This window comes from Streptomyces sp. NBC_01635 (assembly GCF_045209715.1).
GTDB classification, from domain to species: domain Bacteria; phylum Actinomycetota; class Actinomycetes; order Streptomycetales; family Streptomycetaceae; genus Streptomyces; species Streptomyces hirsutus.
Genome location: NZ_CP109277.1, coordinates 7,316,732 through 7,337,572 on the forward strand (window position 1 = coordinate 7,316,732; position 20,841 = coordinate 7,337,572).

General features: G+C 71.3%; 18 protein-coding genes and 2 riboswitches. Of the genes, 6 read left to right on the forward strand and 12 right to left on the reverse strand.

The window, feature by feature from the left end; translation table 11 throughout:
- Positions 1–175: 175 nt before the first annotated feature.
- Together OHB56_RS34040 and OHB56_RS34045 are read right to left on the reverse strand one after the other, a co-directional pair.
- Positions 176–1,453 carry a GAF domain-containing protein gene (locus tag OHB56_RS34040; protein WP_406357531.1) on the reverse strand — a complete coding sequence of 426 codons (1,278 nt, stop codon included), beginning with the start codon at positions 1,451–1,453 and terminating at the stop codon, positions 176–178.
- Between the two features lie 420 nt (positions 1,454–1,873).
- Positions 1,874–3,508, reverse strand: coding sequence for an acyl-CoA dehydrogenase family protein (locus OHB56_RS34045; protein ID WP_326755557.1), 1,635 nt, complete (start codon positions 3,506–3,508; stop codon positions 1,874–1,876).
- Between the two features lie 120 nt (positions 3,509–3,628).
- Between OHB56_RS34045 and OHB56_RS34050 the strand changes: the two genes are divergently transcribed.
- Positions 3,629–4,867 (forward strand): YihY/virulence factor BrkB family protein, encoded by a 1,239-nt coding sequence (locus OHB56_RS34050; protein WP_406357533.1) that lies wholly within the window; start codon positions 3,629–3,631, stop codon positions 4,865–4,867.
- Positions 4,868–4,939: 72 nt separating this feature from the next.
- Positions 4,940–5,875, forward strand: coding sequence for an AraC family transcriptional regulator (locus OHB56_RS34055; protein ID WP_406357534.1), 936 nt, complete (start codon positions 4,940–4,942; stop codon positions 5,873–5,875).
- Positions 5,876–5,884: 9 nt separating this feature from the next.
- On the opposite strand, the gene OHB56_RS34060 is transcribed toward OHB56_RS34055, so the two are convergent.
- Positions 5,885–7,852: a zinc ribbon domain-containing protein gene (locus OHB56_RS34060; RefSeq protein ID WP_406357536.1), complete on the reverse strand. Its 1,968-nt coding sequence runs from the start codon at positions 7,850–7,852 to the stop codon at positions 5,885–5,887.
- A 171-nt stretch (positions 7,853–8,023) separates the two neighbouring features.
- On the opposite strand from OHB56_RS34060, the gene OHB56_RS34065 reads away from it, so the two are divergent.
- The gene (locus tag OHB56_RS34065; RefSeq protein ID WP_326757208.1) at positions 8,024–8,719 is read left to right on the forward strand and encodes a helix-turn-helix transcriptional regulator; all 696 of its coding nucleotides are present in this window, start codon (positions 8,024–8,026) and stop codon (positions 8,717–8,719) included.
- Between the two features lie 63 nt (positions 8,720–8,782).
- On the opposite strand, the gene OHB56_RS34070 is transcribed toward OHB56_RS34065, so the two are convergent.
- The 8 genes from OHB56_RS34070 to OHB56_RS34105 all read right to left on the reverse strand — a co-directional run bounded on the left by OHB56_RS34070 (position 8,783) and on the right by OHB56_RS34105 (position 15,001).
- Positions 8,783–9,535, reverse strand: coding sequence for an ATP-binding cassette domain-containing protein (locus tag OHB56_RS34070; RefSeq protein ID WP_406357538.1), 753 nt, complete (start codon positions 9,533–9,535; stop codon positions 8,783–8,785).
- Positions 9,532–10,119 carry a hypothetical protein gene (locus OHB56_RS34075; protein ID WP_359729075.1) on the reverse strand — a complete coding sequence of 196 codons (588 nt, stop codon included), beginning with the start codon at positions 10,117–10,119 and terminating at the stop codon, positions 9,532–9,534. Before OHB56_RS34075 ends, OHB56_RS34070 begins: the two co-directional genes overlap by 4 nt.
- Positions 10,116–11,393 (reverse strand): hypothetical protein, encoded by a 1,278-nt coding sequence (locus OHB56_RS34080; protein ID WP_326755564.1) that lies wholly within the window; start codon positions 11,391–11,393, stop codon positions 10,116–10,118. The genes OHB56_RS34075 and OHB56_RS34080 overlap by 4 nt, the downstream gene beginning before the upstream one ends.
- A gap of 74 nt (positions 11,394–11,467) precedes the next feature.
- Positions 11,468–11,599 (reverse strand): hypothetical protein, encoded by a 132-nt coding sequence (locus OHB56_RS34085; RefSeq protein WP_326755565.1) that lies wholly within the window; start codon positions 11,597–11,599, stop codon positions 11,468–11,470.
- A 210-nt stretch (positions 11,600–11,809) separates the two neighbouring features.
- Positions 11,810–12,748: an SGNH/GDSL hydrolase family protein gene (locus OHB56_RS34090; RefSeq protein ID WP_406357541.1), complete on the reverse strand. Its 939-nt coding sequence runs from the start codon at positions 12,746–12,748 to the stop codon at positions 11,810–11,812.
- Positions 12,735–13,304 carry a PadR family transcriptional regulator gene (locus OHB56_RS34095; protein ID WP_406357543.1) on the reverse strand — a complete coding sequence of 190 codons (570 nt, stop codon included), beginning with the start codon at positions 13,302–13,304 and terminating at the stop codon, positions 12,735–12,737. The genes OHB56_RS34090 and OHB56_RS34095 overlap by 14 nt, the downstream gene beginning before the upstream one ends.
- Positions 13,305–13,488: 184 nt before the next feature.
- Complete coding sequence (locus OHB56_RS34100) at positions 13,489–13,884, reverse strand: VOC family protein (protein ID WP_406357545.1); 396 nt, start codon at positions 13,882–13,884, stop codon at positions 13,489–13,491.
- A 64-nt stretch (positions 13,885–13,948) separates the two neighbouring features.
- Entirely contained in the window at positions 13,949–15,001 is a 1,053-nt protein-coding gene (locus OHB56_RS34105; protein ID WP_406357547.1) for a LacI family DNA-binding transcriptional regulator, read from the reverse strand.
- A 95-nt stretch (positions 15,002–15,096) separates the two neighbouring features.
- Here OHB56_RS34105 and OHB56_RS34110 point away from each other — a divergent pair, with 95 nt between their 5' ends.
- Positions 15,097–15,345 (forward strand): hypothetical protein, encoded by a 249-nt coding sequence (locus OHB56_RS34110; protein WP_406357549.1) that lies wholly within the window; start codon positions 15,097–15,099, stop codon positions 15,343–15,345.
- A gap of 129 nt (positions 15,346–15,474) precedes the next feature.
- Positions 15,475–16,482: a homoserine dehydrogenase gene (locus OHB56_RS34115; RefSeq protein ID WP_406357551.1), complete on the forward strand. Its 1,008-nt coding sequence runs from the start codon at positions 15,475–15,477 to the stop codon at positions 16,480–16,482.
- 25 nt (positions 16,483–16,507) lie between these two features.
- Here OHB56_RS34115 and OHB56_RS34120 read toward each other — a convergent pair whose 3' ends face one another.
- Positions 16,508–17,971 carry a TIGR00366 family protein gene (locus OHB56_RS34120; RefSeq protein WP_326755571.1) on the reverse strand — a complete coding sequence of 488 codons (1,464 nt, stop codon included), beginning with the start codon at positions 17,969–17,971 and terminating at the stop codon, positions 16,508–16,510.
- A gap of 732 nt (positions 17,972–18,703) precedes the next feature.
- Positions 18,704–18,800, forward strand: a riboswitch (glycine riboswitch).
- Positions 18,801–18,892, forward strand: a riboswitch (glycine riboswitch). It begins immediately after the preceding riboswitch.
- Between the two features lie 324 nt (positions 18,893–19,216).
- Here OHB56_RS34120 and cycA point away from each other — a divergent pair.
- Complete coding sequence (cycA, locus tag OHB56_RS34125) at positions 19,217–20,695, forward strand: D-serine/D-alanine/glycine transporter (RefSeq protein WP_406357553.1); 1,479 nt, start codon at positions 19,217–19,219, stop codon at positions 20,693–20,695.
- The last annotated feature ends 146 nt before the right edge of the window (positions 20,696–20,841 follow it).

Here is a 20,841-nt window from a genome sequence, read left to right on the forward strand (position 1 = left end):
CTACGGCAGACGACCCCGCAGGGGTACGAAGACCCCGCAAATCCGTGGAACGCTCGGCCCGATGGGTGCAGATGTGCTGTGCTCGGACGTCGGGCCGATGACACCGATCGACACCGATGACGCAGACCTCCGCCTTCGGGCCTCCCCGCAGGCCTCCGCCTCCTGCCCTCCGGGTTCAGAGCCCGGTGGCCGGCCGGTGCTCGCGGCCGCCCAGTGCCGGGGCCGTCGAGTGCGGCAGCAGGTCACGTGGGTCGTCCGGGAGCAGGACGTCGACCTCGGCGCCCTGCGCGAACCGGTACGGCCGGTGCTCCAGCAGGCCGCCCAGGTAGCGCCGCACCCTGGATATCTCGGCGCGCACCGTCACCGTACGGGCCGGGTCCCCGAACACGTCCTCGGCCAGGCCCGCGGCGCTGCGACCGGACCGCTGCACGGCCAGCAGATACAGCAGTTCGGCATGGCGGGGGCTCAGCTTCCGGGACCAGGAGCCCGCACCGCCGGACACCTCCACCGACGCGTCGCGCGGCTCCCGGAGATCCAGCACGATCCGGCTCGCCGCGCGGGTGCCCGGCTCGGCCGCCGCCCGCACCAGCCAGCCCCCGGCCAGCGGCTCCAGCGAGCACCGGCCCAGCGTCGGCAGCCACCGCGACCCGGCCGACGCCGAAGCGGGCAGCGCCAGCCGTCTCAGGTACGGCATCCCGGTCACCGCGGCCGTCCACCCGTACCGGTCCACCACCAGGGCCCGTCCGTCGAGCCGGGCCAGCACCGGCGCCGCCACCGACCGCAGCCGCTCCAGCGACTCCAGATGGCGCTCCCGCAGCCGGGCCTCGGCGAGCTTGGCCACCGCGTCGACCCAGGCCAGCGTGGACGGATGCATCGTCTCCAGCGGCCCGCTCACATCCACCACGCCGATCAGCCGCCCGTCCCGCGGGTCGGTCAGGGGCGCCCCCGCACACGTCCAGTCCGCGTGCGACTCCACGAAGTGCTCGGAGGCGAACACCTGCACCGGCCGTCCGGTCACCGCCGGGGTGCCCACACCGTTGGTGCCGACGACGTCCTCGCGCCAGTCCGCGCCCACCGCGAAACCGAGGCGGTCCGCCTTGCGCAGGACGGCCGTGCCGCCCTCCCGCCACAGCACCCTGCCGTCGGCGTCGGCCACCACCATGATGTGGCGGGTGGCGTCCGTGAACGGCAGCAGTCCTTCCCGCAGCACCGGCAGTACATGCCGCAGCGTCGAACTCTCCCGCCGCCGCTGCACCTCCGCGCGGGACAGCAGCCCGGTCCGGAAGTCGTGGTCCGGGTCGACCCCGCTGCGCAGCACCCGCTCCCAGGACTCCTCGATCACCGGCCGGGGCGCCATGGGGGCGCGCTGCCCGGAGAGCGTTGCGGAGCGGACCTCACTCAGCATCCTGGCCGCGCGCACCGTGTCCAGGCCGGCCAGGTGCGTCACGTCCATCGGCGAGAGCGGCACTGATCCTCCCGGGGAAAGCCTCGGAGGGCAACGCTCGGCCGGCCGGCCGCGCCCCCGAGATCCGTTCTGGCTGTCGTCGGTCCCCATAGTGCCGTGTGCCCGCCGCGAGGTCGCTCGGTGCGGAAACGGACAGCAGCGCACCGCGGCACGTTGCAACCCCCTGCAACCCTGGTGGATCGCCCCGCACTGCTTGAAAATTGAGCGACGCCGTCCCGAGCGGCGTCCACGGCTCCAAGGGGCCTGTGCGGCGGGGGTGGTGCCGTGTCGGCGCAGCACCACCCCCGCGTCACACCCGGGTTGCCGTGCCGGAGCTGTCAGAACCGGCTCGTCCCGGCCGGGTTGTCCCGCTCGAGCCGCCGTCGGGACAGCCCTCCGCCGTCCCACCCGGGGCAGCCCTCCGCCGTCTCACACCTGAGGCCGGGCGCGTTCCACCATCGCCGCGAGGTCGAGGGTGTGCGGCAGCGTCCCGAAGGCCGCGCCCCCGTCACCGCCCAGCCGTGCCGCGCAGAACGCGTCGGCGACCTGCGGCGGCGCGTACCGCACCAGCAGCGAGCCCTGGAGCACCAGCGCGAGCCGCTCCACGAGCCGCCGCGCGCGCGCCTCGGCACCCTCCAGGTCGGCCAGCTCGGTCAGCAGGCCCTTGATCGCGCCGTCCAGCCGGTGATCGGCCCCGCGCGCCTGCCCGACCTCGCCGAGGTACGCGTCCAGCACCTGCGGATCCCGGCTCAGCGCGCGCAGCACGTCCAGCGCCTGGACGTTGCCCGCGCCCTCCCACACCGAGTTCAGCGGGGACTCGCGCACCAGCCGGGGCATCCCCGACTCCTCCACGTACCCGTTGCCGCCCAGGCACTCCGCCGCCTCCACCGCGAGGGGCGCACACCGCTTGGTCACCCAGTACTTGGCGGCCGGCACCGCGATCCGCAGCAGCGCCCGCTCCCGCTCGCTCCCGTCGTCGTAGGCCGCGGCGAGCCGCAGCGCCAGCGTGGTGGCCGCCTCCGACTCCAGGGCGAGATCGGCCAGTACGTTGCGCATCAGCGGTTTGTCGATCAGCTTGCCGCCGAACGCCTCCCGGTACGCGCAGTGGTGCACCGCCTGCGCCACTGCCTGCCGCATCAGTCCCGCCGAGCCCAGGACGCAGTCCAGCCGGGTCGCCGCCACCATGCCGATGATGGTGCGCACCCCGCGCCCCTCGTCCCCGACCCGCCGCGCCCAGGTCCCCGCGAACTCGACCTCCGAGGACGCGTTGGACCGGTTGCCCAGCTTGTCCTTGAGCCGCTGGATCAGGAACACGTTGCGCGAGCCGTCCTCGAGCACGCGCGGCACCAGGAAACAGGTGAGCCCTCCGGGCGCCTGCGCCAGTACCAGGAACGCGTCCGACATCGGAGCCGAGCAGAACCACTTGTGCCCGGTCAGTTCGTACGTCCCGTCCTCGGCCAGCGGCCGCGCGGACGTGGTGTTCGCCCGTACGTCGCTGCCGCCCTGCTTCTCCGTCATGCCCATCCCGAAGAGCACACCGGGCTTCTCGTGGGCGGGCCGCAGCGCCCGGTCGTACACCACCGACGTCAGCCGCGGCTCCCACTCGGCGGCGAGCGCCGGGTCCGCGCGCAGGGCGGGCACGGCCGCGTGCGTCATCGACAGCGGGCAGCCGTTCCCGGCCTCGACCTGCGACCACACCACGAACCCCGCCGCCCGCCGCACATGTCCGCCCGGCCGCGTCCACGCGTTCGTCAGGCCCGCCGAGACGCCCTTGCCGAGCAGCCGGTGCCAGGCGGGATGGAAATCGACCTCGTCGATCCGGTGCCCGTACCGGTCGTGGGTGCGCAGCCGGGGCGGATTCTCATTGGCCTGCACCCCCCACTCCTGCACCTGGGCGGAGCCGGAAGTGCGCCCGAGCGCCGACAGTTCGGACAGGCCCTCGTCCAGCAGCGACGGGTCCAGATGCCGTTCGACGGCCTCCGTCAGCGCCCGGTCGGCGGTGAACACGTCGTACTGCGTCAGCGGCGGCGCCTGGTTGGTCACGGTGTGCGTGGTACCTGCCATGAACACGAACCTACCCGCCACCACCCTCCGCATCACCCCGAGGGCGCCTCGCGATCACCGGGCGGCCACCGCGCGACCCTTCGGGTGAGGCCGACCAGGCACGACGGATACCTTTGGTTCGTGCAGCCAGCAAGCGAACCCCCCGACGCGCCGTCCGGTCGACTTCACCGGGCCCGAGCCCTGTACCGCAATGTCTCCAAACGCAAGACCGCCTGGCTGCTGCTCAAGGACACCGTCAACTCCTGCATGGAGTACCGGATCCTGGGCCTGGCCGCGGAGGCGGCCTTCTTCACCCTGCTGTCGGTGCCCCCGCTGCTGCTCAGCCTGATCGGCCTGCTCGGCTACGTCGACACCTGGATCGGCGCCGAGACCACCCAGAGCCTGCGCACCAACATCATCGAGGCCTCCCGCGCGGTGCTGTCCGACCAGGGCGTGAGCCAGATCGCCGAGCCGATCCTGAACGACGTGATGAAGGGCGGCCGGCCCGACGTCATCTCCCTCGGCTTCTTCTTCGCCGTGTGGTCGGGCTCCCGCGCGGTGGACGTCTTCATCGACACCATCACCGTCATGTACGGCCTCGACGGTATGCGCGGCATCGTCAAGACCCGGTTGCTGGCCTTCCTGCTGTTCATCGTGGCCCTGCTGGTCGGCTCGGTCGCGCTGCCCCTCATGGTGGCCGGCCCCGACGCCGTGGTCAGTGTCGTCCCCTGGTCGACGACGCTCGTGCAGATCCTCTACTGGCCCGTGGTCATCCTGCTGTCGGTGGCCTTCCTGACCACGCTCTACCACGTCTCCGTGCCCGTACGGTCCCCGTGGGTCGAGGACGTGCCCGGCGCGCTGGTCGCCCTCGCCATGTGGGTGTTCGGCAGTTTCCTGCTGCGGATCTACCTGACCAGCGTCATCGAGGGCCCCACCATCTACGGTTCCCTCGCCGCCCCCGTCGCCGTACTGCTGTGGATCGGCGTGTCCGCCTTCGCCGTGCTCGTCGGAGCCGCGGTCAACGCCGCGATCGACCGGGTCTGGCCGGCTGCCGCGACCGCCGCCGCCCGCGAGGCGAACGAACGGATCCGGCAGGCGCAGGTCGCCGAGTACGTCGCCCGCACCGCCGCGGTGGACGACGAGGCCGACCCCGACATGCCCTCCGAGTTCCCCGAACGCTGGTCCCGTTTCCTGCCCCCGGAGGACGTCACGGCTCGCCTGCGCACCCATGCGAAGAACAGCCACCACCGTCCCTCGCGGAACGGGGAGGGGGAGGGGGCGACGGATCCGGCCTCCCCGCCGCCCCCGCCGTCTCCGCCGCCCCCACTGCCTCCGCCGCCCCCGCCGTTTCCGCCGTCTCCGCCGGACGAGGACAAGTAGAGCGGGCGGGGGCGGGCCGAGGGATCCGGAAGGCGTCGCCCGATTCCCCGGCCCGTGTCTACGCTGAAGCCCATGGACGCTCTCACCGGCCTGCTGGAAGGCCCCCGCGCCCGTGGCGCGTTCATGATCCGGGCCTGTTTCGACCCGCCCTGGTCGGTCCGGATCGAGGACCGTGCCCCGCTGACCGTGATGCTCCTCGTCCGCGGCGAGGCCTGGCTGGTGCCGGACGGCGGCGACCGGCGGCTGCTACGCCCCGGCGACCTCGCCATCGCACGCGGCCCCGACCCGTACACCTGCGCCGACGACCCCGGCACCCCGCCGCAGGCGCTGATCCTGCCGGGCGGGGAGTGCCACTACCCCGACGGACGCCCCCTGAACGGTGCCATGGACCTCGGCGTCCGCACCTGGGGCGACAGCACCGACGGCGCCACGGCCATGCTCATCGGCACCTACCGGATGCGGGGCGAGACCGGCGGCCGCCTGCTCGACGCGCTGCCGCCCCTGCTCTTCCTCACCGCCGACGACTGGAACTGCCCGCTCACCCCGATCCTCGCGGCGGAGATCGTGCGGGACGAACCCGGTCAGGAGGTCGTCCTCGACCGGCTGCTCGACCTGCTGGTCATCGCCGCGCTGCGGACCTGGTTCGCCCGCCCCGAGGCGGCACCGCCCGCCTGGTACGAGGCGCTGGGCGACCCCGTCGTCGGCCCGGCGCTGCGCCTCCTCCAGGGCGACCCGGCCCACCCCTGGACGGTCGCCGCGCTCGCCGCGAAGGCAGGCGTCTCGCGCGCCGCGCTGGCCCGCCGCTTCACGGAACTGGTCGGCGAGCCCCCGATGACCTACCTCACCGGCTGGCGCCTCGCCCTCGCCGCGGACCGTCTCCGCGACACGGAGGACACCCTCGGCGCGATCGCCCGCCACGTCGGCTACGGCAGCGCCTTCGCCCTGTCGACGGCCTTCAAACGGGCGTACGGCGTCAGCCCGCAGGAGTGGCGGACACGGGCCGCGTAGCGTCTCTGATCAGCTGAGTGAACCTATGCGGACCGTAGGGTCCGGTGGGGGTTCTGCCCACCTGGGCGGGGAGGCGTGAGCGTGGAGATGGAATCCCGCGCCCAGTGCTGCCCCGCGTGGCCGGTGGCCGGTGGTGGGTGTGCTGGTCGTCGTCACGTCCTGGTGCCGGTGGGCTGCGCGGGGCAGCCGGGTCCGGTCCGTGGGAGCGTGTCCCTCCGGACGCTTGCCCGCCGGGCCTTGTGGTCTGGTGGGGGAGGGTGTCCGGCGTCGCCTGGGCGTCGGACGTGCTGTCTGATGCCGGGTGGGTCCGGTCTTGGACCGGTCCCGGCCGGTGCCGGTGGTCGGGGTGATGGCGGCTTTGGCTTCGAGGTTGTCGACCACGGAGCGGATGACCATGGCACCGCCGGTGCGGTCCACCACGGTCTTGGCCTGGTGGGTCAGGCCGCGTGCGGCGATACGCTTCCACGCGCCCGTGTCGCGGTCGCCCTGGTATCCGCAGGACGGGCAGAGCGCCCATTTCCAGCCGGGGGTGGTGGGCCGGTCCGGTGCCTTGCGGTGCCGCAACGGCACCAGGCACTGGGGGCAGTGCCTGGAAGTGTTCCTCGCGGGCACGGTGACGACGGCGATACCCGCTTCGGCGGCGAGGTGCCGCATCCGGTTGACGATCCGCCCGCGCACCTGCTGGGAGAGCCGCGTGTTCATCGTGCGGCCCATGTCATGGGCCTCCATCGAGCGGAGATCTTCGACATAGATCACGCTCGCTTCGGCGGCGATGGCCTGGTCGACGGTCCAGCGGGCGCCGGCCTGTGCGAGGGCGTCGTTGAGGTTCGACCGCCGGGCGGACACGCGCCGGATCTCCTCGGTGAGTGTCAGAGTCCTGGCCGCCAGCGGGTGGTCGGTGTCGTCGCCGATGAGCCGCTGGTAGTGGTCGGCCTTTGCACGCAGGTGCTCGGACAGGCGGCGCAGGCGGTGCTGTTTTGCGAGCACGCCGGCCGTACGGAACATGCCTCCGGAGCCGGGCGAGGTGATGGTCTTGTCGGCGTGGAGGCGGGCGGTGCCGGCGGACAGCAGGGTGTTCAGGCCCCAGTCCACACCGAGCGCGACCGTGTGCCCGCTACGCCGGGTCTTCGGGACGGCGTGCGTGTAGGCGAGATCGGCCCGTACCGTGCCCTGGTGGATGCGCAGGGTGGGCAGGTGCAGCACCGCGCCTTGGGGGATCGTCGGCGGCAGCGCAACGGGGCAGGCGATCCACGTCCAGTCCCGGTAGGACCGCGGATCGGGCCGGGTGGGGAGTTGCAGGCGCAGCAGTGCCCGGCCCGGATCACTCTCGTGCCGTTCGATGGTGGCTTGCTGTCCGTCGCAGGCGGACAGCAACAGCATTCGGGCGACCCGGGGCGCGGCCTCCAGCTGGAACACATCGGCCGGCATCCGCCCGTGCTTCCTGGCGAACGCGGCGATCTGCCGGGTGCGGGACTTGATGACGCTGGACGGCAGATGCCGCCCGCCGGGTACCGCTTCGCGGACCGCGTCCCACTCCTGGGCGGTCCGCCTGGCCGGATCGGCGGGCCAGGACGTGAGCACCCCGCAAGTGAGACCCGCGCGCCACTTCGCACAGCGGAGCGTGCGGCCGGCCTGTTCCTGGGCCATGCGCACGATCCGGTCGTTGACCTTCACACCCCCCGGAGCGGTCACGGTCCAGCCCAGGCGGCGCAGCGCCATCCAGGCGTTCGACGGAAGCTTCCGGCCCCCCACATCCTCACCGGAGGCGAGGATGTCCACGTCGGTGGTATTCCAGCGCTCGGCAATCAGCTCGCTTGTCATGCCGGACACGAGGTCCACGGCCCAGCCGACCCGCTCGGCCAGCAAGGAGGCGGACATGAGTTCACCGGTCTTCTCGTCAACCGCCGCGCGCAGCAGGCCACGAACGCACGCTGTGCGGGAGGTCTCGCCCTCGCCGACCGGCAGCTTCCGGCTCACCAGCCCTCCTTCACCCGTGATGCTGTCATCCGATCAACGACACACCCGCGCAAAGGTCACACATTCGAACCCCACACTCGCCTGCCATACCGACACCGGTACCGGACACACGACACCACCAGATGCCACCATCACTACGGATACCAAAGGAAACGCGTGAGCCTGGACTACGTGTACAGCGAACGGGCGTCACGGCTGCCGGACGCGGTCGTGTGGACCAACACCCCGACCGGTACCGGAGCGGGCCGGGTGCTCCCCGACGGCTGCATGGACCTGCTCTGGCACGACGGACGCCTGTTGGTCGCGGGCCCCGACACCCACGCCCACCTCACCGAGGGCAGCGCGTCGAGTCCCTGGGCGGGCATTCGTTTCCACCCCGGGACCGCTCCCGCCCTGCTGGGCGTCCCCGCGCACGAACTGCGCGACCGGCGGCTGGACCTGACGGACCTGTGGCCGGCGGCGGAGGTCCGCCGCCTGACCGCCCGGGTGAACGCGGCGGCCGACCCGGCCCGCGGCCTGGAGGACCTGGCCCTGAGACGGGCGGCCGAGACGGCCACCCCACCCGACCCGGTGCTCCGACACGTCGTGGCCGCCCTGGACGCGGGCCGCCCGGTCGCCGAGACCGCCGACGAACTCGGCCTGAGCGCACGCCAGCTGCACCGCCGCTCCCTCACCGCGTTCGGTTACGGCCCCAAGACCCTGGCCCGCATCCTCCGCCTCCACCGAGCCCTCTCCCTGGCCCGCAGGGGCACCCCGTTCGCGGAGACGGCCACCCGCACCGGTTACGCGGACCAGGCCCATCTGTCCCGAGAGGTAAGGGACTTGACGGGTCTGCCCCTGGGGGAGCTACTGGCCGCTCGCGGTTAGAGCAGGTCTGCTTGCCGCCGCACACGCGAAGAGGCCGCACATGACGGCCTTGGCATCGCGTGCTCATCCGTCGAGTCGGGGTACCAGGCCGCCTTCCAGGATCGCCGTGTAGGCGGCCTCGGCAGCGCGGCCGGGGGCGGCGTCGCGCGGGGCGTGGGCCAGGAAGGCCCGGGTCTCGCCGGTGTGGACGATGCGGCCGTCGTACAGCACGGTGACCTGGTCCGCCTCCTCGGCGAGGTCGGCGACGTCGTGGGTGGACATCAGCACCCTGACTGTCGGGGTGAGTTCGGTGAGGATGTCCCGGAAAACGCGGCGTTGACGCGGGTCCATGCCCGCGGTCGGCTCGTCCAGGAGCAGGAGGCGTGCCCCGTGGACGAGGGCGCAGGCGATGCCGACCCGGCGCAGCTGTCCGCCGGAGAGCCGGTTCGTTTTCGTATCGGCCTGACTGGACAGTTCGACCCTGGCGAGGGCCTGCGGCGCTTGCCCCCAGGCATCGCGTCGGTTCATGCCCTTGAGCCAGCCGACGTAGGCGACGTACTCGCGGGCTGTGAGTGAGCGCATGGGGATGATGTTCTGCGGCATCCAGGCCACGGCCTGCCGGTACTGCGTGCTGCCCGCGTCCAGCCCGTCGAAGGTCACCGTGCCCCTGCGGGGCCGTGTCACCGACGCTGCCAGCTTCAGCAGCGTCGACTTGCCTGCTCCGTTGGGGCCGAGCAGGACGGTCAAGCCGTCCGGCAGGCGGTAACTGAAGTCTTTCAGAACGGGGGGCCTGCGGCGGCCGTAGCCGTGGGTGCAGGAGACCAGCTCCAGGGTCATGACACTCTCCGTGCGGTGAGGAACTGGGCGGCAAGGCCGGCGAGGAACATCAGAGCGGCACCGGTCGTGGCGTACCAGGTGCCGGAGGCTTCGGGGATGACGGTCCAGGGGTACGGGTCCTGGGGACTCCGGAAGCCGACCATGGTGACGGCCGTGGCCCACAGGACGGGGAGCATGGCCGCAGGCCGGCCCCACAGGGCCCGGCCGCACAGCATCAGGCCGAGGAGGAAGGCCGTGTTGCGGCCGAGCTGTTCGGGATGCACGGTGCCGTACCAGTGGCCGACGGCCGATCCGGTGGCCTGCGCCACGGCCACGGTGCCGACGCTGAGGGCGAGGTCGAGGACAGGGATCCTGCGCGTTCCGGTCAGCTCGGCGGCCGGGAGCCGGGACTCCAGGCACACCGTCAGACCCGCCAGCAGCGGTATCGGCACGAACAGCATGAGGGGCAGCTTGCTCTCACCGGTCAGACTGAAGCTGGGCAGGACGATGTGCAGGTCCTGGACAGCCATGACCAGGCTGAGCAGCGCGAACACGGCGAGCGGGAGATGTGTGTGGGCTTGCCTCGCCTTGAACCACCAGATCATGCCTGCCCCGCACAGGCAGCCGCGAGGTTCTGTTCGTACCAGTCGTTCTGGGCGGTCCGACTCAGGGCGAGGACCTCACCGACCTGGCTCTGCAACCGCTTCTTCTTGCGGACGGTGAAGTCGCCCTCGGTCTCCAGGCGTCGTATATATGCGCCCTCCGTACCGGTCTTCGTCGCGGCCCAGTAGTAGACCTGCCTGGCGATCTTGGTGTCGGGTTCCGCGCAGGGGTAGCGGACGGCGGCGCGCGTGATGAGGTAGGTGATCCTTCCGCGGTCCGCACCCTCCGTCAGGGGGATCCGCCAGGTGCCGTCGGTGGAACGGCGGCCGTAACGGCCGTCGGCGATGCTGTCGACGACGATGCGGGGCGCGGCGATGATGTCTGCCGACTCCAGGGCCGCGAGAGCGGCCGTCACGTCACGTCTGACCGCCGGCAGTCTGCTCGCGGTGTCGGCGGGCATGCACACCTTCGGCGACTCGCCCTGGCAGCTCCAGGTCACGTTGCCGGCGGAGACGGGCGGGTTGTGGTTCCAGTCCTTCACCCAGGTGTAGGCGCTGCCCGTGGTCGCCGCCACCAGGACACAGGCCACGAGCGACCGCAGTGTCCAGTGCCCCCACGAGGTCCAGAGCAGCGTCAGTGCCAGCGCCACACCGCAGGCGGGCAGGAGATGGGGAATCAGCGTGGTGGGCACGATCTGCTCCCCGTACGTCATCATCTCCGGGTACTGGCCGAGGATGTGCCGGAGCCAGAAGCTGTCCGTGGAGGCGGAGAACCCGACCAGCAGGTAGACGCCGAGGGCGGTCAGCGGTGCGGAGATCAGCGGCCGCAGCAACTGCCCCACCGCGAACCCGACCACCGTGTAGGCCGCGCTCACGGCCAGGCCCATGGCGAGGGGTGCCAGACTCGCCGCGGTCGGCAGCGCGGCGTTGCGTACGAGTGCGACAGTGACGGGGAGCAGCAGCATCAGCCACACGGTGCCCAGTACAGGGGCGAGTGCCAGCGCGGCGACCCGGAAGCGGGAGCGCGCGGGAGCCAGTTCCCATACAGCTGCCTGCCGCAGTCGGCCGGCCTCCCATGCGCCGAGGCACGCCGCCGTCGCGTAGGTGAATGCGTAGATCGGCCGCAGGGCGCTGCTGACCAGTGCCGGCGCGTAGCCGTACGTGCTGTCGCCGATGACGACACGCGTGAAGATCACGTAGTACAGGACGGTGAGCGCGATGACGAACGGCAGAGCCCACAGGGCGCTGCTGCTGCGCAGGGAGGTGCGGAGTCTCAAGTGCGGACCTTGGAGTGAAGGGGGACGAGTGCAGAGTTCCCGGGGAGCTCTGCCCGACCGGTGGTGATCGCTGCTCAGCTGTCGGCCTTGGTGGTGTCCCCGTAGACCACCCCGACGTTGAGGCAGCAGTGGCCGCCTTGGGTGACCTGAGTGGTCTGGAACTTGTAGGAGCCCTCGGCAGGACCGGTCCACTCGCCGGCGCTCACTTTGCCATGTCCTTGATCATTTTCTGATGATCAAGTTAAGGGGATGCGTGACGGCGTGTCAATCAAGAGGTGAATGCCAGGTGGGGATCGCGTGAACACGCCGCGCTTCTTGCGTCTTCGTGGTCGCACCACGGCCTGCGCGCACCCGCGGGCGCTGCTGGGGCGGGGAGAGGGCGGCAGGGTCTCTGTCCTGTAGAGGTAGGGCTGCTCCTACAGGACAGGTACGCGTACCGACTGGAGTTCGGGGCGCTTCGCGAGGCGGTGGTCGCCGGAGGAACGGCCGCGGAGGCGGCGGCCGAGCCAGGGGCCGAGGAACGTGGCGGCCCAGCGCAGTTCGGCGGCCGTGGCCCGCAGGCGGGTGGGGGTCGGCAGGAGCGGCAGCGGGCGGGTCCAGGAGTCGTCGGTGCCGGGCAGGCCGATCGCCTGGGCGGCGGCTTCGGCGATCCGTGCGTGGCCGAGCGGACTCGCGTGCAGCCGGTCGGTGCTCCACAGGCGTGGGTCGGTGGAGACGTCGTGCGGCTCGATCTCGGCGACCGAGACCCCGTGGCGGGCGGCCGCCGCGCGGATCCGGTCGTTGATGTCGAACAGCCGGGACCGCAGGGGCCGGGCCGCGGGCGCGATCCGCCCGATGTCGGGGAAGGTCAGGGTCACCACGTGGGCCCCGGCCTCCGTGAGCGCGGCGAACATCGCCTCCAGGTGTCCCGCCACCTCCGCGGCGTCGAACCGGGGCCGCAGCAGGTCGTTCACCCCGGCGACGACGGTCGCGAGGTCCGGGCGCAGAGCCAGGGCCGGGCCGAGCTGCTCCGCGCGGACCTGGCCGGCGACCCGCCCCCGTACGGCCAGATTGGCGTACTCCAGACCGGGATCGGCGGCCGCGACGTGTTCGGCGAGGCGGTCGGCCCAGCCGCGGAGGCCGGTGACGTCGTCGCCGTCACCGACGCCTTCGGTCTGACTGTCGCCCAGGGCGACGTAGCGGGTGTAACGGGCGCGGCGGGCGGTGTCGGTGGTGGGCACGTTCCTGGAGTTCTCGGTGATCGCGGTGATCGGGGTGATCGCGGCGGGTTCGACGGTGTCGGCGGTTTCGTGCGGCATGGTCTCCCCGGGCGGTGCGGCTTGCCCGGCCTGCTCGGCGCGTTCAGCGTTCGGCACGGGCCCGCCTCCTCTCGCGCAGGACCGCCGCCGTGCGCAGGCACCACGCGCGGTGCTCACGCTCGAAGGACAGGCCGCGCAGGCAGGTCAGGTACGGGCCGATCCGCTCGCCCGTGCGCAGGTACTCCTCCTCGTCCAGCGCGCCGCGCATCGTGTCCAGCAGGGAGGTGAGGAGCCCGGCCCTGGCCTCGGCGGCGGACGCCCGCTCCTCGAGCTGTTCGATCAGCGGGGAGGTGTCGATGCGGTCGACGGCGTGGATCTTGACGAGCAGGTCGTCGCGGATGAACGACGGTTTCGACACGGCGGCGGCGAACGTCTCGAGCTCGGCGAAGCCGGCGTCGGTCACCTGGAACAGGCGTTTGTTGGGCCGGGTCTCCTGGATCACCTGACGGCCCGTGATCAGGCCGTCCTTCTCCAGCTTGGCCAGCTCGGCGTAGAGCTGCTGGGGGAGGGCGTGCCAGAAGTTCGCCACGCCGATGTCGAAGGCCTTCGCCAGCTGGTACCCGCTGTACTCGCCGTGGAGGAGTGCTGCCAGTACGGCATGTCGCAAGGCCATCGCGGCAGCCCTCCCCTTCGCGTCCCGGACACCCGGCCGGACCCCGGCCGGGCCCGCCCCCTGCTGGGTTCTTCCCCCGCATCCTACTCAAGAAACTGACTAGTCACATTATTGAGTAGGTATCGAGGTGGACCGCCCGGGTGGGAGCCGCGCGCCGTGGCCGCCGCCGGCGCCCAGGCCGGGATCATCCGTCCAGCGGCGCGAACAGATCGACCCCGTTGCCGTCCGGGTCGAGGACGGTGGCGTACCGCTGCCCCCACACCGCATCCCACGGCTCGAGCTCGCTCCGGCAGCCGCTCGCCACCAACTCCTCGTGGAGGGAGTCCACTTCGGCGGGACTGTCGCACCGCAGGGCGAGCGAGGCCCGCCCTCCGCCCGAAGGCGGCTCCCACGCGGTGTGGAACGACCGGACGACCTCCTCGGTGTCCATCAGCAACCGCAGCCCGCCCGGCAGTTCCGCCTCGGCGTGCCCCTGCTCCTCGGCCCCCGCGGGAAACGCGAACCCGAGCCGCCGATAGAAGGCGACCGAGGCGCCCATGTCGGAGACGACCAACCCGATGGCATCGAATCGTGCACTCATGGGACCACCGTAGGCGCGCCCCGTCTCCTGGGTCTTGAAGGAATCGGACACGGCCGCGCACGGGTCAGCCGCGTGGCGGTGCCGTGCTCGCGCGTTCGACCAGGCGGGTGGACAGCTCGGTGCGGGTGCTCTCCGGGTGGTGGCCGTCCATGATGCGGAGCAGGAGGAGCAGGGCCGTCGCCGCCATCTCGGACAGGGGCTGGCGGACCGTCGTCAGCGGTGGGGCGAGCCAGCGGGCCTCGGGGAGGTCGTCGAAGCCGATCACGCTCATGTCGTCCGGCACGCGCAGGCCCCGCTCGGTCAGGGCCTCGTACACCCCGAGCGCCATCCGGTCGGAGCAGACGAAGACGGCCGTGGGAGGCTCGGGCAGATCGAGGAGTTCGCGCATGCGGCGCAGGGCTGCGGCCTCGTCGAAACCGGCGTGACGGACGTACTCGGCGCGCTGCCGGACGCCCGCCGAGGCGAGGGCCGAGCGGTAACCGGCCACGCGCGCACCGCTGGACGTGGTGTGCCGGTGGCCCGCGACGACGGCGATCCGCTCGTGGCCGAGGGACAGCAGGTGCTCGGTCGCCGTCACCCCGCCCTGCCAGTTCGCCGCGCCCACCGACACGACGCCCGGCGGGGGCTCGAGTACCGGGTCGATCATCACGAACGGAATGCGGTGCTGCTCCAGCCAGGCGTACTGGTGCCCGCCCAGCTCGGCCAGATTGAACAGGACCCCCGACGACCCGCGGGTCACCAGCTTGTCCAGCCAGCCCCGCTCGGGACGCCCGGACCGGCCGCGGGTCAGCGCCGCCGACACCACGATCTCCAGCCCCGCGTCGTGTGCCGCCTCCTCCGCGCCGTGGAGGACCGCGCCGGACCCCGAACTCTCCAGCGAGTCCACCACGAGGTCCACCCTGCGAGGCGCCCTCGCCCCGTCGAACCGGGGCCGCCGCACATAGCCGAGCCGGTCCAGGGCCTCCGTGACGCGGCGGCGGGTGTCCGGGGCCACGTCCTCGCGCCCGTTGACCACCTTGGACGCGGTCGGCACCGACACCCCCGCCTCGCGGGCCACGACCGCCAGCGTCGGCCCGGCCGCCACGCTCGTCCGTCCCGCACTTCCCGTACGGACCATCGGGACCCCACCTCTCCGGCCCAGCCGAGGGCCACCGTATAGAAAGCGCTTCCTACTGTAGGTCCGGGGCACCCCGGCGGGAAGAAGCCGACGTGATGCGCGGCGCATGGGTGCGGTTCGTCTCCGACGGGGAGCCGGGGTGGGAACGCTGGGACGCCAGGCACCTGGTGCGGAGGTTCGGCAACGGCGCGCCGCACACCGCGTACGGCCCACGAGACCGCGAACTCGCCCTGTGGACCACTGACACCGTTGACGCCCCCCAAGACCCCCCGCCCGGCACTCCCTCGGAACTCCGCCCGGGCATCAGCAGGTTGCGCCGCGACGGCGCGCTCCGGCGGCGCTGAGGGGCAGAATTCCGACGCACGCGGTCATCCACCCCTGGTGGTGTCGCCGTTCTCGCTCCGGCCCACCTCGGCCCGTGGTTCTGCGAGGCTTGGTCTCCCGTGCGGAGTGTCGAAGAGGAGCAGGGAAGCATGCGTGAAGTGAGCCGGGCCGATGTGGTGCTCTCCGGATACGGTCCGGTCGGTCGGGCCTTCGTCGAGTACCTGGCGCGGCAGGGGGACGAGCTTGCTCGCCGGCACGGTGTACGGGTGAGCGTGGGTGCCGTACGGGCGAGTTCCGCGCAGTGCCGGCTCCGCGAGGGCGAGCCCGTGCCGCCCCGCTCGGCGTGGACTCCGCCGGTCCCGCTGGAGGAGACGCTCGACCGGACCGCTGCCCGCGTGTTCGTCCAAGCGGTCCCGTCCTCGCCCGAACTCCGGCTGCACGCCGCGGAGGAGGCTCTCGTTGCCCTGCGCAGAGGGGTTCATGTGGTCACGGCCACCAAGAGCCACCTGCTCAGCCACTGGCGGGACCTCGACGAAGCGGCCCGCGCGGCCGGCAGCATGATCAGGATCTCCGGGGCGACGGGTGCCGCTCTGCCGGCGGGGGACCTGGCCGGGACCTCGTTGCGCGGGTTGGGCTGCACGACGATCCGGGCCTGCCCGAACGGCACCGCCACGTTCGTCCTCGATCGCCTCGCCGAGGGCGACTCGCTGGGGGAAGCGATCCGGGAGGCTCAGCGTCGTGGGACCGCGGAGGCGGATCCTTCGTCCGACCTGTCCGGCGCGGATGCCGCCACGAAGGTGCGGCTGCTGGCAGCGCTGGCCTGGGGATGGGACCCGGCGTCCGTACGGGTGCGGGCGGAGCCGGTGGAGGAGGGGACTTCCCGGGCGGCGCTGGACGCGGTCTCCCGGGCGCGCCGCCTGCGGGCCGTGGCGAGCGCGTCCGTGGACGAGCCCCGCCTCGTCCGCGTCCGGCTGGAGGAGACGGAACCCGGTGACCCCCTGCACGCGCTCGTCGGGCCGGAGAAGGCCGTGGTGTTCGGCTGCCCCGACGCCGGCGACGTGCTCGTGAGCGGGGGACGCTCGAGTCCCCTGGGCGCCGCGCTCGCCCTGGTGAAGGACACCATCGAGGTCACGGCTCCCCGCACCGGGTTCCTCTGACACATGACATGCGGGTACGGCGTGGTCACGGGAAGGGCAGGGTCTGGGCGAGGACGGTGACCACGATCAGGACCACGGGGAAGCAGGCGAGGAACATCGCGAACGTATATCCCATGATGTCCCGGGCCTTGAGGCCCAGCACCGCCAGCGTCGGAAGCATCCAGAACGGCTGCAGCAGGTTCGCCGACGCCTCGCCGAGGTCGTAGACGACCACCATCCATCCCTGGTTGACGTGCAGTTGGTTCGCCGCCTCCATCACATAGGGAGCCTCGATGACCCACTTGCTGCCGCCGCTGGGGACGAAGACGCCCAGGACCGCCGAGTAGACCGCGATGAGAGGTGGGAAGAGCAGCTCGTTGGAGACGCTCACCATCCAGCCGGCGATCTGTTTGGACAGGCCGGTGAACGCGATCATGCCGAAGATGCCGCCGTAGAAGGGGAACTGCAGCAGCACCCCGGACGCCGCGGGGGTCCCCCGCCGAACCGCCTCGACCATGCGGATCGGGCGCCAGTGGAGGCAGAGCGCCAGCAGGATCAGGACGAGGTTGACCGTGTCGAGGTCGATCGCCGCGACCGGGTTCCCCTCGACGCTCGTGAAGTGGCGCACCAGGTACCACAGACCCAGGATCCCGACCAGGACGGTGAGCAGCGGGCTGCGCTCCAGCCAGTCGCCGGGACGCGACCCGGTGGAGCCGGAGGCCGCGTCCTCCTTCCCGTCCTTCTCCGCCAGAAGCGGACGCAGCTCGATCCCCATCTCCTGGGCGGTCTTGGCGCGGGCGGGCGAGGGGGCGAGGAACCAGGCCATGACGACCGCCACCACGAAGACGACGAAGGTCGCCAGCACGCTCTGCCAGGTGAAGATCGTTTCGGTGAGCGGGATGATCCCCTCGCCGTTCCGCCCTTCGGCGATGACCTCCTGCACGGCTTCCGGGCTGGAGGCCGGGCCGGCCACCTGCAGTGCCGCGGAACCCGACAGCCCCTGGGCCCACACCGTGCCGAGTCCGAGGAACGCCATGGCGCCGAGCGCCCGGTAGTCGACGCCGCGGACGACACGGGCGATCTCCTTCGCCAGGATGGCGGTGAAGATCAGGCTGAACGCCCAGTTGAGATAGGAGCTGAGCATCGCCACCGCGGCGGTGAACGCGATCGCCGCGCGCGGCGACTCGGGGATCTGCGCCATGCGGGCGATCAGCCGGGCAACCGGAGCGGACACCGCGACCGCGTACCCGCCGATGATGATCATCGCCATCTGCAGGGTGAACTGGATCAGCGACCAGAAGCCCTGACCCCACGCGTCCACGAGGGTGGTGGGGCTCTCCCCCGTCGCGAGCCCCAGAGCGAAGATCAGGAACGTGCCGACGAGGACGAACCCGAAGGCGTCCGGAAGCCACCGCTCGGTGAAGGCGGTGAACCGCAACGCAACCCGCGCCAGCCAGGTGTCACCCTCAAGCACCTCGGCGTCCCGCTCGGTGTGGACGTCCCCGACCATGGTTCGTCTCGCTTCCTCTTCGGACGGCTGTTCACCATGCGTACGAACAGCGTCGTCTGACGGTTGATCCGCGACTCGGGCAAAGAGCTTCGCGGGTGGGAAGAAGGAAAGGGAAGGGGGTGCCTCCGATTCGTTATGCCTCGATCGCGCAGCGGGAAGGAACACGGCGGAAAGGTGGGGGCGCAAGCCACTTCGCCCATCGGTTTTATGGGCCTGATCGACATGGCAGCCCAGGGGTGATGTCGTGTAGGCGCCTCCTCGTGCGGGCGGTGTCGGTGCGCCCACGAACGCGGTAGCCCTCACACGATGGGTGCGAGGGAGACGACACGGACCGCTCCGAAGCGAGGTGGGCCGTCTCGTGCACCTGCGCCCGAGACGGGAAGTCCGGTACGTCCGTGGCGCCGGACGCTCGGGGCGGCTCTGAAAGCCGGGCGGACCGCGTCGCACCGGTTCCGGAACGCGCCGTATCGGCGAGGGAGGGTGACGGTGTGGATGCCGACGGCGAGGGGCCGAGGGGAGGGGCCGAAGCCTGCCTCGGTTCGCGGGCGGGCAGGGCGCCTGCGTCCGCGACCGTAAAGGGACGGCCCTGCGCCCGACGCGCAAAGCCGACCCGGTTCCTCGGGCGGCCCGCGCCCCCGGGAAGGTGAACGCGGTCCTACCCGGCAGTAAACGATCAACGTTCGCGCAGGTCTTGACCGACTGCCGGTGCGGGCCTAGCCTCACATCGCCGCTCATCCCGCTGCGGGAGAGCACCGGGTCAGCCAGACCCGGGCGCCGAAGGAGCAACACCTCCCCGGAAACTCTCAGGCACCCCTACCGCTCGGGCAGGCACCTCTGAAAAGCAGGCGCTCCCGCGCCTCGCCCACGGTGCAAGCCGCGGACTTCCGCGGCGAAGCTCTCAGGCTCCATGACAGAGGGGGAGGCTCCACTCGGCAGCGCGGGCTCCTGCCCGTGCTCGACCTTCGAGGACCCCCCCGATGACTCTCCTGTTACCTCGCCTCCGGCCGCCGACCGCCCGCCGGTACCCCGGCTGAGCTCCGGCTTTCTCATCCCCGCCCTCGTCGGCCAACGGCCCCTTGCAGGCATGTTCGGAGTACCCGGCACCATCCCGGCCGGCCGCCACCACTGGCGCCGGCTCCGCGTGCCCGCTCGTTCCCCCCTGCGTGTGCGGCTGCTTCCCGAGACACGCCTGCCGAGACACGCCTGTCACGGCCCGCACGCACCAAAGATCCACGAGGTTCGCTCATGCACGAAAGCAATAAACTCGGCCCGACCATCGCTCCCGTACCCGAGACGGAGCCCGGACAGACGCCCTCCCCCGCGGGCGAGCAGCACCTTTCCCGGCAGTTGTCCAACCGGCACATCCAGCTGATCGCGATCGGCGGGGCCATCGGAACCGGTCTGTTCATGGGGTCGGGCAAGACGATCTCACTGGCCGGCCCCTCGGTGATCTTCGTTTACATGATCATCGGCGCGATGCTGTTCTTCGTGATGCGGGCGATGGGAGAGCTGCTGCTCTCCGACCTGCGCTACAAGTCCTTCGCCGACTTCGCCTCGGACCTTCTCGGACCGTGGGCCGGCTTCTTCACGGGATGGACCTACTGGTTCTGCTGGATCGTCACCGGTGTCGCCGACGTCATCGCGATCTCCGGGTATGTGTCGTACTGGTGGGGAGGGCTCGCGCTGTGGATCCCGGCGCTCGCGGCGGTCGTCCTGCTGATCGTCCTGAACCTGCCCACGGTGAAGGCGTTCGGTGAGACCGAGTTCTGGTTCTCACTGATCAAGATCGTCGCCATTGTGACGCTGATCGTCGTCGGGTTCGGCATGGTGCTGGGCGGCTTCCAGGCGCCCGGGGGCGCCACCGCGAGCTTCTCCAACCTCTGGAACGACGGCGGCTTCTTCCCCACCGGCCCCATGGGGTTCGTCGCGGGATTCCAGATCGCCACCTTCGCCTTCGTCGGCATCGAACTGGTCGGCACCACCGCGGCGGAAACCAAGGACCCGGAACGGAACCTGCCCAAGGCGATCAACTCGATCCCGGTACGCGTGATGCTGTTCTACGTGGTGGCCCTGATCGCGATCATCTCCGTCACGCCCTGGCGTCAGATCAGCGCGGACCGCAGCCCCTTCGTCGTGATGTTCACGCTGGCCGGCCTCGGCATCGCCGCATCCCTGATCAACTTCGTGGTGCTGACCTCTGCCGCCTCGTCCGCGAACTCGGGCATCTACTCCACCTCACGGATGGTCTACGGCCTGGCCCAAGAGGGTGACGCGCCGGCGCGGTTCGGCCGGCTCACCTCCAGGAAGGTGCCGGTCAACGCCCTGCTCCTGTCCGGCCTCTTCCTGCTTCCCGGTGTCGTCATGGTCACCATGGGCGACTCGATCATCGAGGCCTTCACGCTGGTGACCACCATCTCGGCGCTGCTGTTCATATTCGTCTGGTCGATCATCCTGATCTGCTACCTCGTGTACCGCAAGCGCCGTCCTCACCTGCACGAGGCGTCGACGTTCAAGATGCCCGGCGGCATCGTCATGTGCTACGTCGTCCTCGCCTTCTTCGCGTTCCTCATCTGGGCACTGACCCAGAAGGAGGACACCCTGCAGGCGCTGCTGGTGACCCCGGTGTGGTTCGTCATCCTCGGCATCGCATGGGCGGTTCACCGTCGCCGTCGCCGCCCCGATCAGGTCCGGCAGGAGGCATCCCCGGTCGGCTCCGTCGAGTAACGGCTGGAGGGAGAAGCCGTTTCTCGACCGATCTCGGAACGTGCAAGTCGAACAGAGTTCCTGATCGGGTGTTCTTCCGGCCGTACGCGCAGGAAGGCAGGGCCTCCTGGTAGCTCGGGGCGCGACCCCGTTCCGAGCGGTTCCCG

Bases quoted from the DNA above. Each gene is read 5' to 3' on its own strand.
- cycA (WP_406357553.1), top strand. From the start codon at position 19,217: ATGCACGAAAGCAATAAACTCGGCCCGACCATCGCTCCCGTACCCGAG.
- OHB56_RS34105 (WP_406357547.1), bottom strand. From the start codon at position 15,001: ATGGTCCGTACGGGAAGTGCGGGACGGACGAGCGTGGCGGCCGGGCCG.
- OHB56_RS34100 (WP_406357545.1), bottom strand. From the start codon at position 13,884: ATGAGTGCACGATTCGATGCCATCGGGTTGGTCGTCTCCGACATGGGC.
- OHB56_RS34095 (WP_406357543.1), bottom strand. From the start codon at position 13,304: ATGGCCTTGCGACATGCCGTACTGGCAGCACTCCTCCACGGCGAGTAC.
- OHB56_RS34040 (WP_406357531.1), bottom strand. From the start codon at position 1,453: ATGGACGTGACGCACCTGGCCGGCCTGGACACGGTGCGCGCGGCCAGG.
- OHB56_RS34055 (WP_406357534.1), top strand. From the start codon at position 4,940: ATGGACGCTCTCACCGGCCTGCTGGAAGGCCCCCGCGCCCGTGGCGCG.
- OHB56_RS34115 (WP_406357551.1), top strand. From the start codon at position 15,475: ATGCGTGAAGTGAGCCGGGCCGATGTGGTGCTCTCCGGATACGGTCCG.
- OHB56_RS34070 (WP_406357538.1), bottom strand. From the start codon at position 9,535: ATGACCCTGGAGCTGGTCTCCTGCACCCACGGCTACGGCCGCCGCAGG.
- OHB56_RS34075 (WP_359729075.1), bottom strand. From the start codon at position 10,119: ATGATCTGGTGGTTCAAGGCGAGGCAAGCCCACACACATCTCCCGCTC.
- OHB56_RS34045 (WP_326755557.1), bottom strand. From the start codon at position 3,508: ATGGCAGGTACCACGCACACCGTGACCAACCAGGCGCCGCCGCTGACG.
- OHB56_RS34120 (WP_326755571.1), bottom strand. From the start codon at position 17,971: ATGGTCGGGGACGTCCACACCGAGCGGGACGCCGAGGTGCTTGAGGGT.
- OHB56_RS34110 (WP_406357549.1), top strand. From the start codon at position 15,097: ATGCGCGGCGCATGGGTGCGGTTCGTCTCCGACGGGGAGCCGGGGTGG.